The 23,809-nt window shown below is 67.2% G+C and carries 25 protein-coding genes and 1 tRNA gene; 10 read left to right on the forward strand and 16 right to left on the reverse strand.

Translation table 11 applies throughout. The features are described from left to right. Nucleotides 1–112 precede the first annotated feature (112 nt). Nucleotides 113–1,357: a sigma-54 interaction domain-containing protein gene (locus GJV64_RS01955; RefSeq protein WP_164155614.1), complete on the reverse strand. Its 1,245-nt coding sequence runs from the start codon at nucleotides 1,355–1,357 to the stop codon at nucleotides 113–115. Nucleotides 1,358–1,500: 143 nt separating this feature from the next. Then, entirely contained in the window at nucleotides 1,501–2,637 is a 1,137-nt protein-coding gene (gene mnmA / locus GJV64_RS01960) for a tRNA 2-thiouridine(34) synthase MnmA (protein WP_164155636.1), read from the reverse strand. A gap of 121 nt (nucleotides 2,638–2,758) precedes the next feature. Here mnmA and GJV64_RS01965 point away from each other — a divergent pair, with 121 nt between their 5' ends. Beyond that, a complete protein-coding gene (locus tag GJV64_RS01965) occupies nucleotides 2,759–3,055 on the forward strand; it encodes a DUF1153 domain-containing protein (RefSeq protein WP_235927558.1) in 297 nt (98 codons plus the stop codon). Nucleotides 3,056–3,186: 131 nt separating this feature from the next. Then, nucleotides 3,187–3,891, forward strand: coding sequence for a response regulator transcription factor (locus GJV64_RS01970; protein WP_164155615.1), 705 nt, complete (start codon nucleotides 3,187–3,189; stop codon nucleotides 3,889–3,891). Between the two features lie 52 nt (nucleotides 3,892–3,943). Here the strand turns inward: GJV64_RS01970 and GJV64_RS01975 are convergent, their stop codons facing one another. From GJV64_RS01975 to rpiB, 4 genes are read right to left on the reverse strand one after another with little or no spacing between them, the layout of a single operon-like run. Then, nucleotides 3,944–4,681 carry an RNA methyltransferase gene (locus GJV64_RS01975; RefSeq protein WP_164155616.1) on the reverse strand — a complete coding sequence of 246 codons (738 nt, stop codon included), beginning with the start codon at nucleotides 4,679–4,681 and terminating at the stop codon, nucleotides 3,944–3,946. Further along, the gene (gene nrdR / locus GJV64_RS01980; protein WP_164155617.1) at nucleotides 4,678–5,157 is read right to left on the reverse strand and encodes a transcriptional regulator NrdR; all 480 of its coding nucleotides are present in this window, start codon (nucleotides 5,155–5,157) and stop codon (nucleotides 4,678–4,680) included. The genes GJV64_RS01975 and nrdR overlap by 4 nt, the downstream gene beginning before the upstream one ends. A gap of 9 nt (nucleotides 5,158–5,166) precedes the next feature. Then, nucleotides 5,167–6,486, reverse strand: coding sequence for a serine hydroxymethyltransferase (gene glyA / locus GJV64_RS01985; RefSeq protein ID WP_164155618.1), 1,320 nt, complete (start codon nucleotides 6,484–6,486; stop codon nucleotides 5,167–5,169). 12 nt (nucleotides 6,487–6,498) lie between these two features. Then, on the reverse strand, nucleotides 6,499–6,951 hold the full coding sequence (gene rpiB / locus GJV64_RS01990; protein WP_164155619.1) for a ribose 5-phosphate isomerase B: 453 nt from the start codon (nucleotides 6,949–6,951) through the stop codon (nucleotides 6,499–6,501). A 483-nt stretch (nucleotides 6,952–7,434) separates the two neighbouring features. Between rpiB and GJV64_RS01995 the strand changes: the two genes are divergently transcribed. Beyond that, nucleotides 7,435–8,304 (forward strand): OmpA family protein, encoded by an 870-nt coding sequence (locus GJV64_RS01995; protein WP_164155620.1) that lies wholly within the window; start codon nucleotides 7,435–7,437, stop codon nucleotides 8,302–8,304. A 16-nt stretch (nucleotides 8,305–8,320) separates the two neighbouring features. On the opposite strand, the gene GJV64_RS02000 is transcribed toward GJV64_RS01995, so the two are convergent. Genes GJV64_RS02000 through murI form a run of 3 tightly spaced genes read right to left on the reverse strand, consistent with a single transcriptional unit; the run spans nucleotide 8,321 to nucleotide 10,591 of the window. Further along, entirely contained in the window at nucleotides 8,321–9,361 is a 1,041-nt protein-coding gene (locus GJV64_RS02000) for an enoyl-CoA hydratase/isomerase family protein (RefSeq protein WP_164155621.1), read from the reverse strand. Further along, nucleotides 9,358–9,810, reverse strand: a complete 453-nt coding sequence (locus GJV64_RS02005) for a PaaI family thioesterase (RefSeq protein WP_164155622.1) — start codon at nucleotides 9,808–9,810, stop codon at nucleotides 9,358–9,360. The genes GJV64_RS02000 and GJV64_RS02005 overlap by 4 nt, the downstream gene beginning before the upstream one ends. Before the next feature lie 7 nt (nucleotides 9,811–9,817). Next, nucleotides 9,818–10,591 carry a glutamate racemase gene (gene murI, locus GJV64_RS02010; RefSeq protein ID WP_235927559.1) on the reverse strand — a complete coding sequence of 258 codons (774 nt, stop codon included), beginning with the start codon at nucleotides 10,589–10,591 and terminating at the stop codon, nucleotides 9,818–9,820. Between the two features lie 63 nt (nucleotides 10,592–10,654). On the opposite strand from murI, the gene GJV64_RS02015 reads away from it, so the two are divergent. Beyond that, nucleotides 10,655–11,539 carry a lysophospholipid acyltransferase family protein gene (locus GJV64_RS02015; protein WP_164155624.1) on the forward strand — a complete coding sequence of 295 codons (885 nt, stop codon included), beginning with the start codon at nucleotides 10,655–10,657 and terminating at the stop codon, nucleotides 11,537–11,539. A 98-nt stretch (nucleotides 11,540–11,637) separates the two neighbouring features. Next, entirely contained in the window at nucleotides 11,638–12,345 is a 708-nt protein-coding gene (locus GJV64_RS02020) for a DUF3047 domain-containing protein (RefSeq protein WP_164155625.1), read from the forward strand. A gap of 13 nt (nucleotides 12,346–12,358) precedes the next feature. Here the strand turns inward: GJV64_RS02020 and GJV64_RS02025 are convergent, their stop codons facing one another. The 3 genes from GJV64_RS02025 to GJV64_RS02035 form a co-directional block, all read right to left on the reverse strand. Continuing rightward, nucleotides 12,359–13,297 (reverse strand): ATP-grasp domain-containing protein, encoded by a 939-nt coding sequence (locus GJV64_RS02025; protein ID WP_164155626.1) that lies wholly within the window; start codon nucleotides 13,295–13,297, stop codon nucleotides 12,359–12,361. Nucleotides 13,298–13,413: 116 nt separating this feature from the next. Further along, nucleotides 13,414–14,136, reverse strand: a complete 723-nt coding sequence (locus GJV64_RS15555) for a PEPxxWA-CTERM sorting domain-containing protein (RefSeq protein ID WP_235927560.1) — start codon at nucleotides 14,134–14,136, stop codon at nucleotides 13,414–13,416. A gap of 436 nt (nucleotides 14,137–14,572) precedes the next feature. Continuing rightward, complete coding sequence (locus GJV64_RS02035) at nucleotides 14,573–16,039, reverse strand: ATP-binding protein (RefSeq protein ID WP_164155627.1); 1,467 nt, start codon at nucleotides 16,037–16,039, stop codon at nucleotides 14,573–14,575. A gap of 293 nt (nucleotides 16,040–16,332) precedes the next feature. Here GJV64_RS02035 and hemB point away from each other — a divergent pair, with 293 nt between their 5' ends. The 5 genes from hemB to GJV64_RS02060 all read left to right on the forward strand — a co-directional run bounded on the left by hemB (nucleotide 16,333) and on the right by GJV64_RS02060 (nucleotide 19,932). Next, nucleotides 16,333–17,328, forward strand: coding sequence for a porphobilinogen synthase (gene hemB, locus GJV64_RS02040; RefSeq protein WP_164155628.1), 996 nt, complete (start codon nucleotides 16,333–16,335; stop codon nucleotides 17,326–17,328). Between the two features lie 191 nt (nucleotides 17,329–17,519). Further along, nucleotides 17,520–17,774, forward strand: coding sequence for a YjhX family toxin (locus GJV64_RS02045; RefSeq protein ID WP_164155629.1), 255 nt, complete (start codon nucleotides 17,520–17,522; stop codon nucleotides 17,772–17,774). A gap of 75 nt (nucleotides 17,775–17,849) precedes the next feature. After that, nucleotides 17,850–18,887, forward strand: coding sequence for an N-acetyl-gamma-glutamyl-phosphate reductase (argC, locus tag GJV64_RS02050; protein ID WP_164155630.1), 1,038 nt, complete (start codon nucleotides 17,850–17,852; stop codon nucleotides 18,885–18,887). Continuing rightward, complete coding sequence (locus GJV64_RS02055) at nucleotides 18,884–19,408, forward strand: GNAT family N-acetyltransferase (protein WP_164155631.1); 525 nt, start codon at nucleotides 18,884–18,886, stop codon at nucleotides 19,406–19,408. The genes argC and GJV64_RS02055 overlap by 4 nt, the downstream gene beginning before the upstream one ends. Then, entirely contained in the window at nucleotides 19,405–19,932 is a 528-nt protein-coding gene (locus tag GJV64_RS02060) for a gamma carbonic anhydrase family protein (RefSeq protein WP_164155632.1), read from the forward strand. Before GJV64_RS02055 ends, GJV64_RS02060 begins: the two co-directional genes overlap by 4 nt. 3 nt (nucleotides 19,933–19,935) lie before the next feature. Here GJV64_RS02060 and GJV64_RS02065 read toward each other — a convergent pair whose 3' ends face one another. The 4 genes from GJV64_RS02065 to prsK form a co-directional block, all read right to left on the reverse strand. After that, nucleotides 19,936–20,349, reverse strand: coding sequence for a holin family protein (locus GJV64_RS02065; protein ID WP_164155633.1), 414 nt, complete (start codon nucleotides 20,347–20,349; stop codon nucleotides 19,936–19,938). A gap of 101 nt (nucleotides 20,350–20,450) precedes the next feature. After that, a tRNA-Pro gene (locus GJV64_RS02070) sits at nucleotides 20,451–20,527 on the reverse strand. 52 nt (nucleotides 20,528–20,579) lie between these two features. Then, the gene (prsR, locus tag GJV64_RS02075) at nucleotides 20,580–21,953 is read right to left on the reverse strand and encodes a PEP-CTERM-box response regulator transcription factor (protein ID WP_164155634.1); all 1,374 of its coding nucleotides are present in this window, start codon (nucleotides 21,951–21,953) and stop codon (nucleotides 20,580–20,582) included. Further along, the coding region (prsK, locus tag GJV64_RS02080; RefSeq protein WP_164155635.1) for an XrtA/PEP-CTERM system histidine kinase PrsK at nucleotides 21,950–23,809 on the reverse strand (1,860 nt) is incomplete at its 5' end. The genes prsK and prsR, both read right to left, overlap by 4 nt.

Consider the following 23,809-nt stretch of genomic DNA (forward strand, 5'->3'; position numbering starts at 1 on the left):
CCGCTGGCCGCCGGCAGCGCCGGCGCCGCCACCCGGCCCTGCAGCGCCTGGTTGCGATCGAGGATCTGCTGGCGCAGCGCCAGGATCGAGGCGGTATCGAGCGGCGCCAGCATCACTGCACCATGGCCCCGCTGGCGCTCATCGCATCATGCCCCATGATGTCATTGGCAGACCGGCTGCGCGCCAGCTTGTAGCGAAGCGTGCGCTCGGAAATGCCCAGCCGGCGGGCCGCGGCGCGGCGGTTGGGGCTGGCGGCCAGGGCGCGCGCGATCACCTCGGCCTCGGCGGCACGCACCTGGCCCGGCAGGGCCTGCTCCACCGCCGAGCGGAGCGGAGTGGCTCGGCCCGGCGCCGGATCAATCATCAACTGCCGGGCGCTGATCGCCGGGCTGTCGGCCAGCACCAGCGCGCGATCGAGCACATTGCCCAGTTCGCGCACATTGCCCGGCCAATCATGGGCGAGCAGCGCGGCGCGGGCGCAGGGCAGCAGCCAAGGCACCAGGCCGCCGGCTTCGGCGCGGCGCAGCAGCCAGTGGGCAGCGATCGCCAATATGTCAGCCGGACGCTCGGCCAGCGGCAGCGTCCTCAGCGGAAACACCGCGAGACGCCAGTAAAGATCGGCGCGGAAGCGGCCGGCCGCCACTTCGGCGGCAAGATCGCGGTTGCCGGCCGCCACCAGTCGCACGTCGATGGGCACCGGGCGCGTGGCGCCCACCGCCAGCACCTCGCGCTCCTGCAGCACGCGCAGAAGCTTGGCCTGCGCCGCCGCCGGCAGTTCGGCCACCTCGTCGAGAAACAGGGTCCCGCCATTGGCACTGCGGAACAGGCCGGGGGCGGCGGCATGGGCGCCGGTGAAGGCGCCGCGCTCATGCCCGAACAGCGTTGCTTCCACCATCGCTTCAGGCAGCGCCGCGCAGTTGACCGCCACGAACGGGCCACTGCGGCGCGGCGAAGCATCGTGCACCAGCCGGGCAAGGCCTTCCTTGCCGGTGCCGGTGGCGCCTTCGATCAGCACCGGCGTGGGCGTCGCACCGACCCGGCGGGCCAGCGCCAGCAGCGCAGCGGACGCCGGATCGGCGGCCACGGGGGCGTTGCGGGCGGCAAAGGCCGCCGCCAGCGCCAGCGCCCAGTCTTCATTGCCGGGGGCGACCGCGATGGTGAGCGCGTCACCGCAGAGGCTGGCCTGGCCGTGGGCGGCATCAACAAGGACAAGACGCCGGGGTTCAGGGCAGCGCGATTCAAGCGCCGGCCCCGGCAACCGTTGATCCCCGATGCAGACCTCGATCCCCGACAGGTCGAGGCCGGCGAGACCGGGCAGGAAGGCAGGCGGCGGCAGGGCGGGAACGGGTGTGCTCATGCCCGCTCATCAGCAAGCGGCGTGCCACGTGGCCAAGCTGAACAACCCTGACCGACTGTCAGGGTTAACAAAGACTTGTGCGTCAAGAAACTGACAGCGCCGGTGTCAGCCCGCCGGCGCCATGTGTCAAAAAACTGACAGTGTCAGGTTGCTGACAGCAGGGCTGGCGCGGCCGCGACGGTGGCCGCCATGGTGGCGCCGGCAACCAGTCGGTCCCCCAGATATGCGACGGCCGCCTGCCCCGGCGCCACGCCATATTGCGGCTCGGCAAACCACAGCATGTCGCCCTCGAGCCGGGCCCCCGCCAGCGGCGCCATGGAGCGCACCTTGACCATCAGCGTGTCCGCAGTGGGCCCAAGCCGGTTCAGCCCTTCCAGCCGGACGCCGGCCACGGCCAGCGCCCGGCGTGGCCCGGCGATCACCCGGCCGGCCGTGGCATCGATGCCGACGACATAGAGCGGCTCGGCCTGGCCGCCCAGCTCCAGCCCGCGGCGCTGGCCCACGGTGAAGCGGTGGATGCCCTGGTGACGGCCGAGCACCCGCCCGGCGGCATCGACGATGTCGCCCGGCCGGGCCAAATCGGGGCGGATGCGCTCCACCACGGCGGCATAGTCCCCGCCGGGCACGAAGCAGATGTCCTGACTGTCGGGCTTGGCCGCCACCACGAGGCCAAAGCCTTCGGCCAGCGCGCGCGTTTCGGCCTTGGCGAGACCGCCGAGCGGGAAGCGCAGATACGCCAGTTGTTCCGGCGTGGTGGTCCACAGGAAATAGCTCTGGTCCTTGGCCGGGTCGGCGCCGCGATGAAGTTCCGGGCCATCGGCACCGTCCAGGCGCTGCACATAATGGCCGGTGAGCAGCGCTTCGGCGCCGAGGTCGCGGGCCAGGGCGATGAGATCGGTGAACTTGACGGTGCGGTTGCACTCCACGCACGGCACCGGCGTGCGGCCCTGGGCATAGGCATCGACGAAATTGTCGATCACGGCCGTGCGGAAGCGGCTTTCCATGTCGATGACGAAGTGCGCGATGCCCAGCCGGTCGGCCACGGCGCGGGCATCACGGATATCGGCCCCGGCGCAGCAGGCGCCCGGCCGGCGTGCGGCGGCGCCCTGGTCATAGAGTTGCAGCGTGATGCCCACCGCCTCGCAGCCAGCGGCATGGGCCAGCGCGGCGACCACCGAACTGTCCACCCCGCCCGACATGGCCACCGCCACGCGCAGGCCAGCCAGCGGCGCCAGAACGGCGGCCGCAGCGGCAGGAAGTTCGGGCAGGCCACGCGTCATGTCGGCGGCAATGGGGATGGCGGCGCGGCACGTCAAGCATTGGCCATCTGGCACTGGCCATTAAGCATGTAGCGCCGCAGCCGTGAATCGGATGACCAGTCTGTGTTCGAGGAGGCGTTCGATGAGTTTCATGTCCCCGCCGCCGCCCGTGCCGCGTGAGGCGACGGACAGCGACGGGCTGCCGCCCGACGACACGGTGCGCTGGGTGCCGAGCCGCAAGGCGGCGGTGCTGGCGGCGATCCGCGACGGGCGGATCGAGCTGAAAGAGGCCTGTCGGCGATGGCGGCTTTCTGTCGAGGAACTGCGGCTCTGGCAACGCGCAGTGGACCGCATCGGAACCCCCGGCTTGCGCGTAACTCGGGTACAGATCTACCGCCCGATGCTGGAGGAACCTCCCTCCAGATCGGACGAAACGTGAGACTTTAGAAGGCTTTGTGAGAATTTCCTCAAAGGGTATTTACGAAAGCCATCAATAATGGTTACAAAGAGACAGGGTTAATGCCGGGAGCGACCTGTCCGGCGGGGGAATCAAGGTTCGGAGACACGTGCATGCGCGTCCTACTGATTGAAGACGATCGTGCGATGGCCCGCAGCGTTGAGCGCATGCTCGACGAAGGCAGCATCGAGCATGAAACGGCGGGCACCGGCGAACTCGCGCTGGAATATGCGCGCACCTATGAGTTCGATGTCATCCTGCTCGATCTGACGCTGCCCGACATGAGCGGGCACGACATCCTGAAGCAGTTGCGCCAGCTGCGGATCAACACGCCGGTCCTGATCCTGTCGGGCGATGCCGAAACCACGACCAAGGTGCACGGTTTCGGGGCGGGCGCGGATGATTATGTCACCAAGCCGTTCGACCGCGAGGAACTGATGGCCCGCGTGCACGCGCTGGTCCGCCGCAGCCAGGGCCACGGCCAGTCGGTGATCGTCACCGGCCCGGTGGCGGTCGATCTCGCCGCGCGCAGCGTGATGGTGGATGGCAAGCGCGTGGCGCTGACCGGCAAGGAATATGCGATCCTGGAAATGCTCTCGCTCCGCAAGGGCATGACGCTGACCAAGGAAATGTTCCTCACCCACCTCTATGGTGGCCGTGACGAGCCGGAACTGAAGATCATCGACGTGTTCGTGTGCAAGCTGCGCAAGAAGCTGCACCAGGCCGGCGCGCCCGCTTCGGCCTGCATCGAAACCGTGTGGGGCCGGGGCTATGCCCTGCGCGACCCGGAACCCAACGAGTTCCCGGCCGTCGCCTGAGGCGCCATCGCAGGCATGAATTGGAGGGCCGTCGGGCAACCGGCGGCCCTTTTCATTGCGGCTTGCGCGGCTCCGCCAGGCTGCGCACCACGCCGCGCAGGAACTGCACTTCGGCCTGTGTGAAGGCTGGCCGGGTGAAGATGTTCGTCAGCATTCGCCGTGCGCTGTCTTCCAGGCCAGGGGCCGGATTGTAGAAGCCGTTCTCAGCCAAGCGGGCGTCGAACGCTGCGATCAGGCCGGCGAGTTCGGCCTGGCTGGCCGGGCCGTCGTGATTGACCATCGCGGACGGCGGCGGCGCCTCATGCCCGATCACCCAGGCATAGCCCAGCACCGCCACCGCCTGCGCGAGGTTGAGGCTGCCGAAATCGGGGTTGCTGGGGATAGTGCACAGGGCGTGGCAGTGAAGCAGATCCTCGCGCGTCAGCCCGGTTCGTTCGGGGCCGAAGACGATCGCGCTGCGACTGGGCAGCGCCTGCATCTCGGCCACCGCGCCGGCCGGCGACACCACGCGGCGGATCATGTCCCGCGTCGTCATCGCGGTGCCCAGCGTCAGGCTGCAATCGGCGATGGCGTCGGCCAGACTGTCGAACACGCGCGCCTGTTCGATCACGCTGTCCGCCCCGGCGGCCGAGGGGCCAGCCTCCGGATTGGGCCAGCCATCGCGCGGCTGCACGAGGCGCAAGTCGGTGAGGCCGAAGTTGAGCATGGCGCGCGCCACCGCGCCGATGTTCATGCCCAGCTGCGGGCGCACCAGGATGATGGCCGGCGGATTGGGTGGCAGCGTGGTCATTCGGGCTTGGGCGTGTGGCCGTTCACCGCTTCCGTCAGCCCGCCCACGAATGTCTCAAAATCCTTCGCCTCTCGGAAATCCCTGTAAACGCTGGCAAAGCGGATATAGGCCACCGGGTCGAGCGCCTGCAGCGCCTCCATCACCATTTCGCCGACCACCCCGGCCTCGATCTCGCTTTCGCCCAGCGATTCCAGCCGACGCACCACGCCGTTGACCAGCCGCTCGATGCGCTCCGGCTCAACCGGGCGCTTGCGGCAGGCGATCTCGATGGAGCGGGCCAGCTTGTCACGCTCGAACAGTTCGCGCTTGCCGCTCTTCTTCACGATCACCAGTTCGCGCAGCTGCACCCGCTCGAAGGTGGTGAAGCGGCCGCCGCAGGCCGGGCACTGGCGGCGGCGGCGGATCGAGGAGCCGTCTTCCGTCGGCCGGCTGTCCTTCACCTGGGTGTCATCGTTGCCGCAGAAGGGACAGCGCATCGGCGGCCCTTACGGATAGATCGGGAAGCGGGCGCACAGGGCGCGCACCCGGGCGTTGACCGCGCGTTCCACGTCGGAATTCGCCTCAGGGCCATTGGCGGCCAGTCCGTCCAGCACATCAGCGATCATGTCGCCAATGGCCTGGAACTCGGCGATGCCGAAGCCGCGGGTGGTGCCGGCCGGCGTGCCAACGCGGATGCCGCTGGTCTTGGTTGGCGGCAGGGGATCGAAGGGCACACCGTTCTTGTTACAGGTGATGCCGGCACGCTCCAACGCTTCATCCGCGTCCTTGCCGGTGAGGCCCTTGGGCGTGAGGTCGATCAGGGCCAGGTGCGTGTCGGTGCCGCCGGCGACCACCGCGCAGCCACGCTCCACCAGCCGCGCCGCCAGCGCCTGCGCGTTGGCGATCACCGCCCTGGCATAATCCTTGAACTCCGGCTGCAGCGCCTCGCCAAAGGCCACCGCCTTGGCGGCGATCACGTGCATCAGCGGGCCACCTTGGAGGCCGGGGAACACCGCGCTGTTCAATTTCTTGCCCAGCTCGGCATCGCGGCTGAGGATCATGCCACCCCGGGGCCCGCGCAGCGTCTTGTGGGTGGTGGTGGTCACCACGTCGGCATGCGGGATCGGCGAGGGGTGGACGCCGGCCGCCACCAGCCCGGCGAAATGCGCCATGTCCACCAGCAGGCGCGCGCCCGCCTTGTCGGCGATGGCCCGGAAGCGGGCGAAATCGATGATCCGCGGATAGGCCGAGCCGCCGGCGATGATCAGGGTCGGCCGGTGCTCCATGGCGAGGCGCTCGACCTCGTCATAATCGATGAGGTGATCCTCGCGGCGCACGCCATACTGGATGGCGTTGAACCACTTGCCGCTCTGGGCCGCCTTGGCGCCGTGGGTGAGGTGGCCGCCGGCATCGAGGCTCATGCCCAAAATCGTGTCACCGGGCTTGGTGAGCGCCAGCATCACCGCGCCATTGGCCTGCGCCCCCGAATGCGGCTGCACGTTGGCGAATTCGGCGCCGAACAGCGCCTTGGCACGGTCGATGGCGAGCTGTTCGACGATGTCAGACGGGTGGCAGCCCTGATAGTAGCGCTTGCCGGGATAGCCTTCGGCATATTTGTTGGTGAACACGCTGCCTTGCGCTTCCAGCACGGCGCGGGAGACGATGTTCTCGCTCGCAATCAGCTCGATCTGGTTCTGCTGGCGGTCAAGCTCGGCGGCGATGGCGGCGGCGACCGCCGGGTCGCTGCCGGCCACCGGCGAGTCAAAGAAGCCAACGGACCGGATGCCGCTGTGATCTTCGGCCAGGGTCTTCGGATTGGTGCTCATGGCGTTGCTCCTTCAGCCCAGCTTGGCGACCCGGCCGGCATGGCGCCCGCCTTCGAACTCCGTGGCCAGGAATTCGGCCACGCAGTCGCGCGCCGTCTCGATGCCGATTATCCGGCTGCCCAGCGCGATGCAATTGGCATCGTTGTGCTGGCGGGCCAGCCGCGCCATCAGGCCGCTGGTGACCAGAGCGCAACGCACACCGGCAATGCGGTTGACGGCGATCGAGATGCCGATGCCGCTGCCGCAGATGGCAATGCCCCTGCCCGCCCGGCCGCTGGCGATCGCTTCGCCGAGCGCCCGGCCAAAATCAGGATAGTCCACACTGGCCTCGCTGTCCGGGCCGAGATCAAGAATAGCGTGGCCGGCGGCGCGCAGCTCGGCCACCAGCGCCGCCTTGAGGGCAAAGCCGGCGTGATCCGAGGCAAGGGCGACAGTGGCAGCGGCAGTGGAAGCTGGGTTGGACATGGGCAGGCGTCTCCGGCTGCGCCCGCTCTATCGGGCCGGCGGCGGCGCGGCAATGGCCTTACCTTATATCGCAGGGCGCTGTTGGCCCGGTGACGGCTGGCGGCCATCCAGGCTCAGCGTCGCACCTTGATGGCTTTGCGTGTCGGCGGTGGGCGCGGTGCGCTTATCGATCACGAGGGTAAATGGCGCCTTGCCGGCCACAGTGCCGGCACAACGGCGCGCGCCCTCCCCCGGGGCAGTTTCGCGCTCCAAGCGTCTGCCCAAACCAAGGGTCCGGCACTCTACCGGCCTCGACTGGCCGCACCCCGGCCACGTTTCGCCGGCACACGCCCGCAGCCCATCGCAGGCGTTCATGCAGCAGAAAGCCGTGACTCCCGCCATGAGGATAGCACGCGACATTTACCATTTTGCGGTAATGCTGCGGCACAGATCACGGGCGGAGCGCCGGAGAAACCGGCCGCGCCCTGCATGAGGGAGAAGGGCATGAAGACCATCAGCAAGGGCGCCGCCATTACCATGGCAACCGCCATGCTGGCGCTGACCACCAGCGCCGCCATCGCACAGGACGCACGGCCGGGCGATGACCCCACCCGCGTGGTGACCGCCGACCGCGCGCAGAAAGGCCCGGAGGTGAAGGGCATCATCACGGCGCGGCGTGGCGACAAGATGCAGGTGACCGCCGATGATGGCACCAAGACGGTGATCGAGATCGATGACCGCACCACGGTGAAGGCCGGTGGCGGCTTCCTCGGCATCAACCGCAGCCGCCTCACGGTCAGCTCGCTGCTCAATGGCCTGCCCGTGTCAGTGAAGACCTGGCGGCTGGATGACACGCAGGGCACGCGCCTGATCGCCGAGGAGGTGACCTTCCGCAAGACCGACCTGAAGACCGCGACGATGATCCGCCAGGGCACGGAGCAGGGGTTCGAGGAGCAGACCGCCGCCACCGAGGCGCTGAAGGGACGGCTGGCCGATCTCGACCAGTACAACATCAAGCGCACTGCCAATGTCTATTTCGACACCGGCAAGTGGGTGCTGACCGAGGCCGGCAAGTCCGAGCTGTGCTCGGTCGCCGCCGAGGCGGAAAAGACGCCCAACGCCCTCATCCTGGTGGTTGGCTACACCGACAATGTCGGCGACGAGGACTTCAACCAGGAATTGAGCGAGAAGCGCGCCAGCCGCGTCATGAACCATCTGCAGCAGGCCTGCCGCTGGAAGCCGTTCCGCATGCTCACCCCCACCGGCATGGCCGAATCCGATCCGGCCGCCGACAACAGCACCGAGGAAGGCCGCGCCCAGAACCGCCGCGTCTCAGTCAACGTGCTCGTGTCGAAGGCGGTGGACGGCTTCTGAGCCGGCGTGCCGCGTCTCAGGCGAAGCTGAGGTCCCCGGTTTCGGGCACCTCGAAGTGGCGGGCGACATCATCGTCGCTCACCGCTTCGAGGCTGGCCGGGGACCATTTCGGGTTGCGGTCCTTGTCGATCAGCTGGGCGCGGATGCCCTCGAAGAAGTCGTGACCGTTCCGGATCTCGCAGACCATGCGATATTCGGTGATCAGCGCCTCTTCGATAGTGGCGCCACGCGCCGCGCGCAGGCCGGCCAGGCTCAATTTGCAGCTGGTGGGGGACATGCGGCGGATGATGGCGGCCTGTTCCTGCGCCCAGTCATCACCGCGTTCGAGGCTGGCGACGATATTCTCCACGGTGTCGTGACCGAAATGATAATCGATGGCGTCGCGATAGGCTGAGAGCGGGGCCTCGCCGGCATCCTCGTCGAAACTGGCCAACAGCTCCGCCAGCGGCTCGTGGCTGGTGGCGAGCAGGTCTTTCAGGGTCGCCATGTGAGCGGACGGCACATAATGGGTGGCGATGCCGCACGCGCGCAGATCGGCCGCCTTCAGCCGCGCGCCCGTCAGCGCCAGCCAGGTGCCGATCTCGCCGGGCAGGGCGGCCAGCGCGTGGGTGCCGCCGACATCGGGGATCAGGCCGATGCCTGTTTCAGGCATGGCGAACAGCGTGCGTTCGGTTGCCACGCGATACGGCCCGTGGATGGACAGGCCGACGCCACCCCCCATGGTGATGCCGTCGATCAACGCCACCCACGGCTTGCCGCAGCGGGCGATGGCCTGGTTCATGCGATACTCGTCGTGGAAGAAGGTCTCCCACAGGGCGCGGTTCTGACGGCCTTCGCGGCCCAGCAGCGCGACATCGCCGCCGGCGCAGAAGGCACGATCTCCGGCGCCGTCGATGACAATGTGCGCCACGGCAGCATCGCCCAGCGCGTCGATGATGGCGCGGTGGATGGTCACCGCCATCGGATGGTTGAGGGCATTCAGCGCCTGGGGGCGGTTGAGCGTGATCCACAGCGCGTGACCACGGCGTTCCACCAGAACTTCGTCGGATACGGTCATTGACGGTCCACCAATTTGCTGGGGCCATCCATCTCGATGGGGATGGCCGATGTGGTGAGGCGGGCCAGCAGCGTGCCGGCCTCGTCGAACAGGTCCGCCTCCATGAAGGCGATGCGCTTGCCCAGCCTGAGGCAGCGGCCTTCGGCATAAAGTGGCACGCCAGCCTTCGCCGGCGCGAAGAAGCTGGTCTTCAACTCGATGGTCGGGATGCCGATGCGCTTGCCGCTCTTGACGATGGCCGCAAAGGCCGCGGCATCATCCAGCATGGCAACGACGATGCCGCCCTGGATGTTGCCCATCGGGTTGCGGCAGGCATCGATGGGCTGGAACTTCATCTTCACGCGGCCCGCCTCGCTGTCGATCTCCAGGATCTCCTGCCCCAGGATCGCAGCTGTTGGCGGCACGAAGCGGTTCATGCGGGCCTTCAGCTCTTCATCGTCCAGCGCCATCTGATCCTCACCGGCTGCCAAGATTGCTGATCGTCAGGCCATAGCGGTGCAGCGCCGGGGCGAGGGCGTCAACCTGTTCATCATCGCGCGTGAACAGGGCACGCCCCTGGCCGCTGCCCTCCTGCCCCCGGCCGCCCAGCAGATGCGCCACGCGCCGCGCGATGCCAGGGCCGCCATCGACGAAATCCAGCTGCGGCGCTGCTTCCCGAAGCTGCTGTTCCAGCAGGGGAAAATGCGTGCAGGCCAGGGCCACCACGTCCATCCGCTCACCACCCTGCTGGCCGGTAAGCCCGGCAAGGCAGGGAGCCACGTCGGCGGCGGTCACGGCGGCCCCGCGCAGCTGCGCTTCGGCCAGTTCGACCAGCCGGGCCGAGCCATGGCGCAACACCGTGCAATCGCCGGCATGATCGGCCGACAGCCGGTCGACATAGGGCTGGCGCACCGTGGCCTCGGTGCCCAGCACGCCGATCACCCGGGCTTTCGAGCGTTCGGCTGCCGGCTTGATCGCCGGCACCGTGCCCACCAGCGGCACATCCAGCACGGCGCGGGCATGGGCCAGCGCGATGGTGGACGCGGTGTTGCAGGCGATCACGATCAGATCGGGAGTCAGACGCTCGGTGAGGCGCCCGAGCAGCGCACAGACGCGGGTGGCGACCTCCATCTCGGTCTTGGTGCCATAGGGAAAGCCTGCGTTGTCAGCCACATAGACGATGTCGATCGCCGGCAGCAGGCCGCGCACATCATCCAGCACCGACAGGCCGCCCACACCGGAATCAAGCATCAGCACCTGCGCCATGCCAACCGGTGTAGCGGCGCAGGCCAGCTTGCGGCAAGAAGGCGAGCGATGGATGCCGCCGCGCCCCCAGATGCCGCCGAGGATTGGCCGCCGCCGCTGCCCGATGCCAGCGGCTTCGTGGCGCCGCCAGTCCCCGGGCCGGGCGCTGCGTGGGCCGCGTTCGCCCGGGCCTGCGCGCAGGATCCGGCTGGCGCCGCCAGGGTTGTGGCACGCGCGGCCTGGCTGGTGGCCATCGCCGGCCTGTGCGTGCCGCTGCACTTGGCGTGGCGGGCGCTGGGCCGGCCTTCACCTTGGGCGCGGCGTTTCCTGGCCTGGAGCGCGCGGGCCTGCGGCATCCGGGTGCGCAGCATCGGCCAGCCGGTCAGCCGCGATGTCTTCTACATCGCCAATCACCTCAGTTGGACTGACGCGCTGATATTGGGCGGACAGACCGGTACCGTTTTCGTGGCGCAGGACGGCATCGCGATCTGGCCCGGCATCGGCTTCATCTGCCGGCTGAACGACACGATCTTCGTCAACCGCAGCGACCGTATGGGCGTGCCGGCCCAGATCGCCGCCATGCGCGAACAGTTCAAACGCCACAGCCGGATCGCCATGTTCCCGGAAGCCACCTGCAGCGATGGGCGCCGCCTGCTGCCGTTCAAGGCGCCGCTGTTCGCCATGCTGATCCCGCCACCACCCGGCGCCACCATCCAGCCGGTGGTGATCGATTGCGACGAGGCCGGACGGACCCTGGCCTGGGTGGGCATGGAAACCGGCGCCGCCAACGCCTGGCGGCTGCTCGCCCGCCCCGGCACGTGGGAGGCGCGCGTGCACTTCCTGGACCCTTTCAGCCCGGCCGATCTGCCGGACCGCAAGGCGCTCTCCGCCCGGGCCCGCAGCGCGATCGCCGCAAGACTGTCGGAAACGCTGGGCGGGCGCCCCGTGGCGTGAGCCGCTTGCCAGCCCGGCGAAACCGCCTATCATTTCACAATTGTGGTGATCAGCGCGGTAGGTTGCGTGGGCCATTGCCGATCCGGGGGGACCATCAGATGAGACCGATCACCCGCTGTGCCATGCTGCTGCTGGCTGGCATGTCGACGCTCGCCGCCGCGCAGGATGCGCCGCCGGCCGTCGCCACGGCGCCAACGCCCGGGCTGGCCGTGGCGCCCGAAGGATGGGCCTATCTGCCCGAGCTCGCCATCTATGGCCCGGCTGACATCTATCACATCGTCGCCCGCAAGCCCGGCGAAGGCGGGCCCCGGCGACAGATGCTGGTTCAAACGAAGAAGAATGTCGGCATTCTCACCCGCGACGTGGATGTCCCGCTGTCGGCGGCCACACAGCTCAGCTGGCGCTGGAAGGTCGACCAGATCCCTTCGAAGCTGCCGGAAACCGTGCCAGCCCAGCATGATTATTTCAGCATTGCGGTGAAGTTCGAGAACGGCAAGGACCTCACCTACATGTGGAGTTCCTCCCTCGAAGAGGGCCTCGGCTTCGATTGCCCGCTGCCCGGCTGGACGGGCCGCGAATATCATGTCGTCATCCGGTCCGGCAGCCGCGACCTCGGCAAGTGGCTCAGCGAACGGCGGAACGTCGCCGCCGACTATGCCCGATATGTCGGGCCGGAAGCGCCTGGCCGCATCGTGCAGGTGTGGTTCATCGCCAACACCATCATCCAGCAGGGCGAGGCCAGCGCGCGCTTTGGCGAGATCGTGCTGACCCCCGGCGCCGCAGGCAAGCCGCTGAAGGTGTTCTGAGCGATCGCTGGCGTCAGGCCGCGTGGCGTGATGGACGCCAGCCGGCCGCCCCGGTCGTCTCGCGAAGCCAGCCCTCGATGCGGTCCACCAGCTGTTCGTGCGGGTCCCAGCCCAGGACGTCGAGCGGCTTCGCCACGAAGTTGGACAGCGCGTTGATGTCATAGAAGCGCGGCGTGCCGCAGCGATCGTCGATCAGCACCTCCACCCCGCCGACATCGATGTGGGCGGCCCGCATGATCGCCTCGGCAGCGTCGCGCAGCGCCTGCGGCGGTTCGCTGGCCGTCATGGTGATGGTGGAGCCGGCGGCGCAGGCATCGGCCGGGCATAGATCGAAGGCGCCGCCACCGGCCACATCGATGGCATAGAGATAGTTGCGATCCAGCGTTTCGATGCGGGTGATGGTGCCGCCACGCGCCGGCACATATTCCTGCACCAGCAGCACGCCATCGATGCTCACTGGCACGGCGGCATCGGCGATGGCGGCGCGCAGCTCCTCGCGGCTGTCATAGCGGGCGATGCCGGCGCCAGCGCCGCCGATATTGCCCTTCACCAGCAGCGGGAAACCCAGGCTGTCGGCCGCGTCCAGCAGATCAGCGGCGCGATGCACCACGCGGGTGGCCGGAATGGCGAGGCCCAGCGCAGTGAGCAGCGCCAACTGCTTCGCCTTTGAGGTGTCGATGGCCAGTGCCGCCGACCCGTTGAGCACGCGCGCTCCGCGCAATTCCCACTGGCTGATCAGCGCGCCGGCCCAGAAGATCGGATGCTCCGCCTCGCGCAGGAAGGCCGACATGGAGATCCGGTTGAGCACCAGCGGCGCCGGCGGCACGGCGGCGGCCGGATCAAAGGCCGCGCCTGAACGTATGCGGCTGTAGCCAATCCCCCGCCGATCAAGCGCGGCAAACAGCGGCGCGAACCAGGTGGGATGTTCGTGGAAGATGGCAAGATCGGTCATCCCCCTGCCCTATCAAGCTTGCGCGCCGGCTGCCGCGCAGCTTTGCTTTATGGCCTGCAAGCGGGGCTTTCGGGCGGGTTGGCGCGGTCAACCACCAACGGCCGAAAACGTCGCCATTAAGCAGTTCCGAGCAATTTCCTTCCGCGCAAGCGGTGGCTCGCCCCTACAAGACCAAATCCTGTAATCATCATAACCCAGTTTGACGGCTCTGGAACAGCGGCAAGGGATCCACCGATAACACTGCCCGAGTGAAGTGAAAATCTGACATCCAAGCTAAATTGCTCGTCAGAAAAATACTCGGAAGCGAACTTTCCTTCGCCACCCATCTTCCCTGGCCCTCCCGTGATTAGAGCACTGCTAAGGGACCAGTAGACATTGCGGGCTGAGGACTCCGCGGCAATCAAGAAGTTATAGTCATTTGAAAACCGCTGCGTAACGGCGCCTCCCACTAAATCCTCCCCAAAGCTGTAAATAATATAACCGGGGCCAGTTACTGCAACAAAGTTCTCATTAATCGCGCTATATCCAAAGCCGCTTGGGTTAAAAGCGATCCCATCATCGATCACAACTTTTACTTCTCCTTTGTACTTACAATTCGACCGCGGAAAGCATGCGCCTGTTATTCCAGAAATCAGTTGTTCATTCTCTTCATCCCAAATCGTCAGGTGGAAGGAAATAGGCAATCCCACTAGACTTACGGAGAACGGATTCAATGTACCTGGGTTAGTATAAGGGGTCTCTGAATAATAGCCGCCCGACGTGATGGTTCCGCGCGCTTCTGCGCTTAGCAAAACAGGTCTCGCGACAGCTGCTTTCGTTAGGCACGCAATAAGAGCCATTGTGCAAATTGCAATAGTCGGTTTCATAACGCTTATGCCTTCGCGTTGCAGAGTAAACAACCTACGCTAGCAGACTTTCAACAACAAGTCTCGGCAACTGAACAAATCATCGCCCTTTCTGTTTCGATCCGCGCTGGGGTCATCCTTGGTTACAGCCTCGCGTGGCGGAGATACGGACCTGCGAACCGTCGCTGCCAACCGGCTTCGGGTGCTTCCAGCGCTGCGCAAGGGAGCACTCCTTGGATCATCGCTTCTCTTGCGGAACTGGCTGGCAACGTCAGGCATAGGGTCGACACTGGTGTGTGTCAGTCAGGCCTTCACCACGATGCCACTGCCACAGTAATCCTGAAATGGCGGCAATCGGATTTTGAACATGCCCAGCAACCGGGTGCAGGGACGAGTCCCTGCCCGCCGGAGGCGCGTTTCTCTTCCTGCCTTACGCCACGCGGGCCAGCGTCGCCGCCTCGCTCGGGCCGGCGCGGCCGATGGTGAGATTGTCGAGCGCGAGGTTGACCAGTTCGGGCGACAGGCTGGGCGGGGTGCCGCGGAAATTGGCCGAGGCGAGGATCTGCTCGATCAGGAAGCGCGGCTGGTAGGCGGCGAGGTCAAGGCCGTGACGGTCGCTGATCAGGCGTTCGATCTCACGGACCTGGCTGTCTTCGGCGGGCACGTGGTTGGCGGCGCACACACTCTTGAAGATGCGGCGCCAGGCTTCGGCGGACGGGGCGCCGATTTCCAGCTTGTAGGGGATGCGGCGCAGGAAGGCGCCGTCCATCAGGTCGGCCGGGGAGAGGTTGGTGGAGAAGATCACCACCGTCTGGAACGGCACCCGGAAGCTCTTGCCGGTGGCGAGCTTGAGATAGTCCACCTTGTTTTCCAGCGGCACGATCCAGCGGTTGAGGAGCGCCGTGGGAGAGACCATCTGGCGCCCGAAGTCGTCGATCAGGAAGCAGCCGCCGGCCGCCTTCATGTGCAGGGGGGCGACATAGAAATTGCCGCCGGCCTCGTGCTTGAGGTCCAGCATTTCCATGGTGAGCTCACCGCCCGCCACGATGAACGGGCGGCGGCAGGGCACGAAGCGGCCATCGGCCTCATCGCGCCACAGCGAGGTGGTGAGGCGCGGGCGGCTGGCGGCACCGCCGGCCACCGGGCGATGCAGATCGGGATCGTACACCGTCATCACCTGGCCTTCCACCAGCACGGCGTGCGGGATGTAGATGACGTGGCGGAACACCCGGTCCAGCCGCTGGGCGACCGAGGTCTTGCCGTTGCCGGGCGGGCCATACATCAGCAGGGTACGGCCCGACGTGACGGCCGGGCCCAGCTTGTCCACCAGCGCGTCGGCAACCTCCAGATCATCGAAGGCGTTGCGTAGCCGCTCGACGTTGACGATCTCGTTGGTGACCTTCTGGCGCTCGATCCAGTGGGCATAGACCTCCAGCGGCACCGGAGCGGGGCCGGTGTAGGCGGACCGGGCCATCGCCTCGCGGGCGCGGGTCTTGCCGGTTTCGGTGAGTTCATAGCGCATGGCGAGCGCCCCGCCATTGCTGCCCAGCGCCACGACCATCTGCCCGCGCACCGCGGCTTCCAGAAGGTCGGTGACGACGCCCGGCGAAAGCCTGAGCGCCGCGGCCAGATCGGCGACGCTTTCGGCCGGGCCGACGAAGATCAGCTTCAGCATCAGATCGACGAGGAAGGTTTCGGGCAGGCCGGTTTCCTGAATGGTGCCCGGCTCGATCGGCACGCCGTCGCAGAATTTGGCCAGCGCCTCTTCGCTGATGGCGCCCACGGCGACGAGATTGGGGCCAAGCCGGCCGCCTTCCTCGTGCTGGCGATCGACGGCGCGGGCAATGTCTGCCTCGCTCACCAGCCCGGCGGCCAGCAACAACTCCCCAATCCGCATGTTCGTCCCTCGCAACGCAACTGATGACAGTGAACTTAAAGAATCGACCCAGCTGCTTTGTATGGCAATTCAGGTTGCCTCTTCAAGATAGTAAATCATGATCAGTCAACAGTAAATATTCATGCATCATGGTTTCCGGACAATAATGGCGATTGATGAAATATTAATTCTCCGACCAGGCGAAGACTTGGCGCCGAAGCAATCGGCCGGCTAGCTGGCTGGCAGCACGGGCGCTGCAGCATGGCCGTCAAGGCGCGCGTGACAGGCGGCGGTTGGCGCTGTAATCCACCGCCATGACTCAGAGCGCCTTCCCCGCCACCCGCCTGCGCCGCACCCGGATGACCGCCTGGAGCCGCGACCTGCACCGCGAGACCTCGCTCTCCCCGGCCAATCTGATCTGGCCGCTGTTCCCCACCGAAGGCCATGATGTGGAGACGCCGGTCACCACCATGCCGGGCGTGTCGCGCCTGTCCGTCGACCGGCTTGCCAAGGCGGCGAAGGAAGCGGCGAGCCTGGGCATCCCGGCCGTCGCGCTGTTCCCGCACACCAGCCCCGACCGGCGCAGCGAGGACGCCAAGGAAGCGCTGAACCCCGACAATCTCATCTGCCGCGCTATCCGCGCCATCAAGGATGCCGCGCCGGAGGTGGGCGTACTCACCGACGTGGCATTGGATCTCTACACCAGCCACGGCCACGATGGCCTGCTGGGCCATGACGGCGAGATTTTGAACGATGCGACGGTGGAGATGCTGGTCGGCCAGTCGCTGAACCAGGCGGGCGCCGGCTGTGACATCATCGCGCCTTCGGACATGATGGATGGGCGGGTGGCGGCGATCCGGGCGGGGCTGGAGGCGGATGGCTTCCACAACACGCAGATCATGGCCTATTCGGCCAAATATGCCTCGGCCTTCTATGGCCCCTATCGCGATGCGGTGGGCTCCGGCGGCGTGCTGAAGGGCGACAAGAAGACCTATCAGATGGACCCGGCCAATGCCCGCGAGGCGATCCGCGAGGTGGCGCTGGACATCGCCGAGGGTGCAGATTCGGTGATGGTGAAGCCGGGCATGCCCTATCTCGACATCATCCGCGCCATCCGCGACGCCTTTGATGTGCCGGTGTTCGCCTACCAGGTGTCGGGCGAATACGCGATGCTGGAAGCCGCCATTGCTGCCGGCGTGCTCGATCGCAACAAGGGCGTGCTGGAAGCGCTGATGGCCTTCCGCCGCGCCGGCTGTTCCGGCGTGCTGACCTATCACGCGCCGCTCGCGGCGCGGCTGCTGGGGGCGTGAGGCCGCTTTGATTTGCCGAGCCGGCATGATATCAGCCCGGCACCTTCTGGAGTGGGTATGCGCGAGATTGTTGCTGGCTGCTGACCGATAGCCGCACTGCGGCTGTTGGTTCGCTGCGCCCTGCCAGCCCCCGGCGGCCTGCCGGCGGCTGCGTTCGGGCGCCCTGCACATCTGCAGAAGAGCCAGAGACAATGGATATCTCGCGCGCGGAACAGCGCATTTTGCACCTGCTGGCGCAAGGCGGCAGCATTCACCATCGCCGGGAAGAGGGGCATATCGTCGAAGTCATGTGCTTCACCCGCGACGGCGCCTGCCTGACCGGCCTCAGCCTCGATCTGTTTGGCCGGCTGAAACGGCGCGGCTATGTCGTGTCGAAGGGCGGTGCGCCCTATCGCATCTCCCGCCTCGGCCTCGCCCGGGTGAGAAGCCAGCTCGACAATCGTTAGGCCTTACTGGCGCCAGACGGTTCTGGCGGGGGGCAGCGGCTTGCAACCGCTGCCCCCCTGCCGTAACGCGGCGCCATGGCAGACCGGCTTCGCATCGCGGTACTGGGGGCTTCGGGCTATACCGGGGCGGACCTGGTTCGCCTGGCCCTCACCCATCCGCGGATCGAGATCACGGCCCTCGCCGCCAACGCCAAGGCCGGGCAAACGATGGCCCAGATCTGGCCACACTTCGCGGCCTACCCTTCGTTGCCCACGCTGGTGAAGGCGGACGCGATTGATCTTTCGGACATCGATGCCGTGTTCGGCTGCTTGCCGCATGCCGCCTCGGCCGAACTGCTCTCCACCATCACCGACACGCGCATCATCGATCTTTCGGCGGATTTCCGGCTGAAGGACGCAGCCACCTATGCCGACTGGTATGGCGGCGCCCACCCGGCCCCGTCGCTGCTGTCCGAAGCCGTCTATGGCCTTACCGAGTTTGCGCGGGACGCGCTGCCGGCGGCGCGGATCGTCGCCTGCCCCGGCTGCTACCCCACCGCCGTGTTGCTGGCGCTGCTGCCATTGGTGGCGGCCCATGCCATTTCGGCCGAGCGGATCACTGTCAACGCCTTGTCGGGCGTGTCGGGTGCCGGGCGGTCCCTGAAGGAGGCCAATCTGTTCCCCGAGGTGGCCGAAGCCGTGCATCCCTATGGCATCGGCCGCCACCGCCACATGCCGGAGATGGAGCAGGAATTGAGCCTGCGCGCCGGCCGCGACGTGACGATCAGCTTCACGCCGCACCTCATCCCGATGAACCGCGGCGAGCTTGTCACCTGCATCGTCGAAACCCAGCACGGGCCGGATTATCTGCGTGAACTGCTGGCCGATGCCTATGCCGAGGAGCCGTTCGTGCACCTGCTGCCCGAGGGCGTGGCGCCGGCCACCCGGATGGTGCGCGGTTCCAACCATGCGGTGGTGAGCGTCTTTGCCGATCGGGTGCCGGGCCGCGCCATCGTCATCGCCGCCATCGACAATCTGGTGAAGGGCTCATCGGGCCAGGCCATCCAGAATTTCAACCTGATGTTTGGCCTGCCCGAGACGATGGGGCTGGAACAGGCCCCGATCTTTCCGTGATCGAAACGCCGCGCCTGGTCATCCGGCGCTGGCAGGATGCTGACCGCACCCCATTTGCCGCGATGGGCGGGGATCCCGAGGTCATGGCGCACTTCCCGGCGCTGCTCAGCCCTGCCGAAAGCGACGCCCTGGCTGATCGCATGAACACGATGATGGCAGATCAGGACTTTGGCTTTTGGGCGATGGAACGGCGCGACAATGGCACCTTCGTCGGCTTCTGTGGGCTGAACCGGGTGAACTTCCCCTGCCCCGTCGAAGGCGAGATCGAGATCGGCTGGCGGCTGGCACGCGCCGCCTGGGGCCAGGGCTATGCGCGGGAGGCGGCGCAAGCCTGCCTGGATTGGGGATTTGGCCACGGCATGGCGCGCATTGTCAGCTTCACGGTGCCGGCGAACGCGCGCAGCTGGGGCCTGATGGAGCGGCTGGGCATGGCGCGCCGCCGGGACCTTGACTTCGATCATCCCCGCATCGCGGACAACAGCCCACTCAAGCGCCACATCGTCTACATGGCTGAACCATGAGCATTCACCCATTTGGCACGGTATATCCCCAGATCGCCGATGATGTGTTCATCGCCGACGGCGCCCGGATCATCGGCAAGGTGACGATCGGTGCCGGCAGCTCGATCTGGTTCAACTGCGTGCTGCGCGGCGATGTCGGTGCGATCAGCGTGGGCGCGCGCACCAACATTCAGGATGGCAGCATCGTGCACGTGAGTGGCGGATCCCAGGGCGGACGCTTCGACACGCACATCGGGGATGACGTGCTGATCGGCCACGGCTGCATCATCCATGGCTGCCGCATCGAAAGTCGCGCCTTCATCGGCATGGGCGCGGTGGTGCTGGACGGCGCCTGCGTGGAAGGGGACGCGATGCTGGCCGCCGGCGCGCTGCTAACGCCCGGCAAAACGGTGAAAAGCGGCGAGCTGTGGGCCGGACGGCCGGCACGGTTCCTGCGGGCGCTGAGCCCCGAGGAGATTGCCCGCAACCGCGCTGGCGCGGCCGGCTATGCCCGGTTGGCCCAGCAGTATCGCAGCGAATTCTAAGGCTTACTTGTCGGTGCCCTTGGCCTTGCCCCACTGGCGGGCGGCCGTGTAGCCCAGATAGCCGGTGCCGAACAGCGCATAGAGCGGCTCCGGCAGGCCATTCAGATAGCGCGTCATGCCGGTGGCGATGTCGTGCGCCAACTGCGGCTGGACGGCGGCAATCAGGCCCATCGGGATCGACCACAGCAGCAGGGCGTACATGACATAGAGAAAGCTCGGCCGCGCCCGGCTGGTCCAGGGGTCGCTGCTGCCCGCCTCCGCGACGATGGCCGACAACTGGGTGTTGAGCAGGTCCAGCTCCTGGCTGTTCTGCAGCTTCATCAGTTCCAGCTTGGCGGCATCGCGAGCGCGGGGATCGGGAATGATCTTGTCGAGCAGGCCGGCGATGGGGGCGATCAGGGCATTGAGAACGGACATGCTTCTCTCCTGTCAGGGAAAGCGCATGATTAACCCATATGGTTCGCGTAGGACAGCCAGCCCGGTCGCTGCGTGACTGTCTTGGGGGGATCAAGGGAAAATGGTCGGAGCGACAGGATTCGAACCTGCGACCTCCAGACCCCCAGTCTGATGCGCTACCAGGCTGCGCTACGCTCCGAACCGTGGGCGGGCTTAGAGGCTGGCGCGCTTCAGTGCAACAGGCTTGTGACTCAGCCGGGTTCCAGCCCGTATTGCTTCACGAGATCATACAGCGTCGGTCGGCTGATGCCGAGCAGCTTGGCCGCCTGGCTCATGTTGCCGTCGCTGCGCGCCAGCGCCCGGCGCAGGGCCTGGCGATCGGCCGCCTCGCGCGCCGCCTTCAACGACAGCGCGGTCTCGTCGGCCTCGTTGACGAGGTCAAGATCGGCGGCGCTGAGGCGCTGGCCCTCGGCCATGATCACGGCGCGCTTCACCCGGTTCTCCAGTTCGCGCACGTTGCCCGGCCAGTGCCAATCGGCCATGGCGGCGATGGCATCGGGGGTGAACCCCAGGAAGCTGCGGCCATTTTCGCGGGCATAGCGGGTCATGAAATACTGCCCCAGGAGCGCCGCGTCCCCCGGCCGCTCCTTCAGCGAGGGGATGCGCACCACGATCTCGGCCAGCCGGTAATAGAGATCCTCTCGGAAGCGGCCCTGCGCGATCATCGCTTCGAGGTCCTGGTGGGTGGCGCAGACGATCCGCACGTCGACCGGGATGGCGCGGCGGCCGCCCACCCGCTCGATCACCCGTTCCTGCAGGAAGCGCAGCAGCTTCACCTGCAACGGCAGCGGGATGTCACCCACTTCGTCGAGGAACAGGGTACCGCCCTGGGCCAGCTCGATCTTGCCTTCCTGGCTCTTCACCGCCCCGGTGAAGGCGCCGCGTTCATGGCCGAACAGTTCGGATTCCAGCAGGTTCTCGGGAATCGCCGCACAGTTGATGGCAACGAACGGGCCATTGCTGCGGCCCGAGGCGCGGTGCAGCCCGCGCGCCAGCAATTCCTTGCCGGTGCCCGACGCGCCGAGCAGCATCACCGAGACGTTGGCGCTGGCAACCCGCTCCACCATGCGCGCCACCTTCAGCATCTCGGGCGCCGCCGTAACGATTCCGCCCAGCACCGTGTCGCTGCCCTGCGCGGCCACCGCCAGCCGGCGGTTCTCGGCCTCCAGCGCCGCGACGTGATAGGCGCGCCGGACGATGAGGCCGAGCTCATCGATGTCCACCGGCTTGTGGTAGAAATCGAAGGCCCCCATGGCGATGGCGCGGCGCGCACTGTCCCGCGCGCCGTGGCCGGAGGCGACGATCACCTTGGTGTCGGGCCGCGTGGCCAGGATCGCCTCCAGCGTGGCGAACCCCTCGCTCACGCCATTCGGATCGGGCGGCAGGCCAAGGTCCAGCGTCACTACCGCCGGCTGGTGCGTGCGCAGCGCCGCCAGCGCCGTCTCTCGGTCACCGGCGAGGATCACCTGGCGGTCATCATGGCTCCACTTCAGCTGGCGCTGCAGGCCGGGATCATCCTCGATCACCAGCAGCTTCGGCAGTTCAGTCTCGGCCCTTTCGCTCACGCCACACGTCCTTCCACCGGCGCCAGGGCGGCGGCGGGCGGCGGCCGCGCCGTGGCCAGTGGCAGGGTGATGGTGAAGCTGGTGCCATCGCCCTCGCGGCTGGCCACGTCAAGCCGGCCGCCATGGGCGCGAACGATTTCGCGCGCTTCGAAGGCGCCGATGCCAAAGCCGCCCGGCTTGCTGCTGTGGAACGGCTGGAAGAGATCCTGCCGGATGAAGCGCGCCGACATGCCATGGCCCCTGTCGGTGAGCGCTATGACGAGTTCGCGGTCCGCCATGGCGACATCGAATCGGATCGGCGCGCCGGGCGGCGAGGCATCGATGGCGTTCTGCAGCAGATGGGCGAACATCTGTTCCAGCCGGCCTTCATGCCCGCGCACCAGCAGCGGCGCCGGCGTGTCGGGCAGGGAGAGCGTCAGGTTGGGCCAGGCGCTGGTGCGGGCCCGGACGAGCGCGCCGAGCAGCGCATCGATGGCCACATCATCCTCGCCAGCGTCGCTGCCGGTGGCACGCTGCGACAGCCAGGCCAGCAGCCCGTTCATCTTCTCGACCGAAACCTTCAGCGTTTCCACCATGTCGGCCCGGAACTCCGGGTTGTCGGCATGGCGCTCGGCATTGCGGGCCAGCAGCGACAATTGGCTGATCAAGTTCTTGATGTCGTGCAGGATGAAGGCAAAGCGCCGGTTGAACTCCTCGAAACGGCGGGCTTCATCGAGTGCGGCCTGGCTGCGGCTTTCGGCGATATAGCTGCCGGCCTGGCGGCCCAGCGTCTTCAGCAGCTCCTCCTCCTCCCAGTCCAGCCGGCGCGGCACCAGGCTGCGGCCGATCAGCAGCAGGCCGGCGAGGCTGTCGCGGTTGAACGCCGGCACTACCAGCCAGATACCGCTGTGGGCCAGCAACCAGTCGGGCAGCGGCGGCGCGTCGGCAATCTCGCCGGCGCGCACCTGTTCCAGATCGAGCACGCGCTCCTGCCCCGCCGCCCAGGCCACCAGCGGGCTGTCGAGCGGCAGCGGCAGCGGCCGGCTGTGCGCCATTTCCCAGGTGGCAATCGGCTGCATCCGGTCGTCATCTGGCACCATCAGCCAGCCGCCGCGCGCCTCCAGCAGGCTGGCCACCGCCTGCACCACGCGTTCGGGCAGGCCATCGGCAGCCCCCGGCGCCGACAGGGTGGCGATGAAGCGCAGCCATTCGACCCGATAATCATAGCGATAATTGTAGAAATTGCGGGCGATGGCGGCGCGCAGCCAGGCCCGCACGCGCTGCGAGACCAGCACGACCACGCCCAGGAGCGCGGTCCCGAACAGGAAGGTGACCTGCAGCAGCGTGCCCCAGCTGCCGCCGACGAGCTTCAGGCCATAGGAGAGCACGGCCATGGCGATGAGATAGATGCCGATGCCGGAGAAGGCGACCGTCTGGAACGCCACCCGGCGCGAGATGCGGGTGCCGCGCACCCATTCATCGCGGTTGGCGAACAGGAACACGAGGGCCAGCAGGGCCTCCACCGCGCCGCGGATGTTGGCGAGGTCCGCCGATCCCGGTGGCAGCAGGAACGCCAGCGTGAAGAAGTTCAGCTCATAGGTGAACAGGCCGCCCAGCCCGATTGCCAGCAGCCTGAGGCCGGAGCGTTCGCTGGCCGGGGTGGTGACGAACAGATTGTGGCACAGCACCAGGCCTGCCACCGCCACGGCAATGCGCGACACCAGGAACAGGCTGCCGCCCAGCCCCGCCTCGTCGGCCCCGGCCCCCACGCCCGCCAAAGCCATCGCCAGTTGCAGCGCCAACACGAAGCCCAGCGCCGATCCGACCCCGAAGGCCGACACACCGGCCGCGCGCGCCGCCTGCCGGCCGGCCAGCGC

The organism is Sandarakinorhabdus rubra (assembly GCF_010994245.1).
Taxonomy (GTDB): Bacteria; Pseudomonadota; Alphaproteobacteria; order Sphingomonadales; family Sphingomonadaceae; genus Sandarakinorhabdus; species Sandarakinorhabdus rubra.

What these genes read in the sequence shown, in the direction of transcription:
- nrdR (WP_164155617.1), bottom strand. Translation starts at nt 5,157, where the DNA reads ATGCGCTGTCCCTTCTGCGGCAACGATGACACCCAGGTGAAGGACAGC.
- GJV64_RS02060 (WP_164155632.1), top strand. Translation starts at nt 19,405, where the DNA reads ATGAGCATTCACCCATTTGGCACGGTATATCCCCAGATCGCCGATGAT.
- GJV64_RS01970 (WP_164155615.1), top strand. Translation starts at nt 3,187, where the DNA reads ATGCGCGTCCTACTGATTGAAGACGATCGTGCGATGGCCCGCAGCGTT.
- GJV64_RS02020 (WP_164155625.1), top strand. Translation starts at nt 11,638, where the DNA reads ATGAGACCGATCACCCGCTGTGCCATGCTGCTGCTGGCTGGCATGTCG.
- murI (WP_235927559.1), bottom strand. Translation starts at nt 10,591, where the DNA reads ATGCTTGATTCCGGTGTGGGCGGCCTGTCGGTGCTGGATGATGTGCGC.
- glyA (WP_164155618.1), bottom strand. Translation starts at nt 6,486, where the DNA reads ATGAGCACCAATCCGAAGACCCTGGCCGAAGATCACAGCGGCATCCGG.
- GJV64_RS01995 (WP_164155620.1), top strand. Translation starts at nt 7,435, where the DNA reads ATGAAGACCATCAGCAAGGGCGCCGCCATTACCATGGCAACCGCCATG.
- hemB (WP_164155628.1), top strand. Translation starts at nt 16,333, where the DNA reads ATGACTCAGAGCGCCTTCCCCGCCACCCGCCTGCGCCGCACCCGGATG.
- GJV64_RS01975 (WP_164155616.1), bottom strand. Translation starts at nt 4,681, where the DNA reads ATGACCACGCTGCCACCCAATCCGCCGGCCATCATCCTGGTGCGCCCG.
- GJV64_RS02045 (WP_164155629.1), top strand. Translation starts at nt 17,520, where the DNA reads ATGGATATCTCGCGCGCGGAACAGCGCATTTTGCACCTGCTGGCGCAA.
- GJV64_RS15555 (WP_235927560.1), bottom strand. Translation starts at nt 14,136, where the DNA reads ATGGCTCTTATTGCGTGCCTAACGAAAGCAGCTGTCGCGAGACCTGTT.
- GJV64_RS02065 (WP_164155633.1), bottom strand. Translation starts at nt 20,349, where the DNA reads ATGTCCGTTCTCAATGCCCTGATCGCCCCCATCGCCGGCCTGCTCGAC.
- GJV64_RS02035 (WP_164155627.1), bottom strand. Translation starts at nt 16,039, where the DNA reads ATGCGGATTGGGGAGTTGTTGCTGGCCGCCGGGCTGGTGAGCGAGGCA.
- GJV64_RS01955 (WP_164155614.1), bottom strand. Translation starts at nt 1,357, where the DNA reads ATGAGCACACCCGTTCCCGCCCTGCCGCCGCCTGCCTTCCTGCCCGGT.
- rpiB (WP_164155619.1), bottom strand. Translation starts at nt 6,951, where the DNA reads ATGTCCAACCCAGCTTCCACTGCCGCTGCCACTGTCGCCCTTGCCTCG.
- GJV64_RS01965 (WP_235927558.1), top strand. Translation starts at nt 2,759, where the DNA reads ATGAGTTTCATGTCCCCGCCGCCGCCCGTGCCGCGTGAGGCGACGGAC.
- GJV64_RS02005 (WP_164155622.1), bottom strand. Translation starts at nt 9,810, where the DNA reads ATGGCGCTGGACGATGAAGAGCTGAAGGCCCGCATGAACCGCTTCGTG.
- mnmA (WP_164155636.1), bottom strand. Translation starts at nt 2,637, where the DNA reads ATGACGCGTGGCCTGCCCGAACTTCCTGCCGCTGCGGCCGCCGTTCTG.
- GJV64_RS02015 (WP_164155624.1), top strand. Translation starts at nt 10,655, where the DNA reads ATGGATGCCGCCGCGCCCCCAGATGCCGCCGAGGATTGGCCGCCGCCG.
- argC (WP_164155630.1), top strand. Translation starts at nt 17,850, where the DNA reads ATGGCAGACCGGCTTCGCATCGCGGTACTGGGGGCTTCGGGCTATACC.
- GJV64_RS02025 (WP_164155626.1), bottom strand. Translation starts at nt 13,297, where the DNA reads ATGACCGATCTTGCCATCTTCCACGAACATCCCACCTGGTTCGCGCCG.
- GJV64_RS02000 (WP_164155621.1), bottom strand. Translation starts at nt 9,361, where the DNA reads ATGACCGTATCCGACGAAGTTCTGGTGGAACGCCGTGGTCACGCGCTG.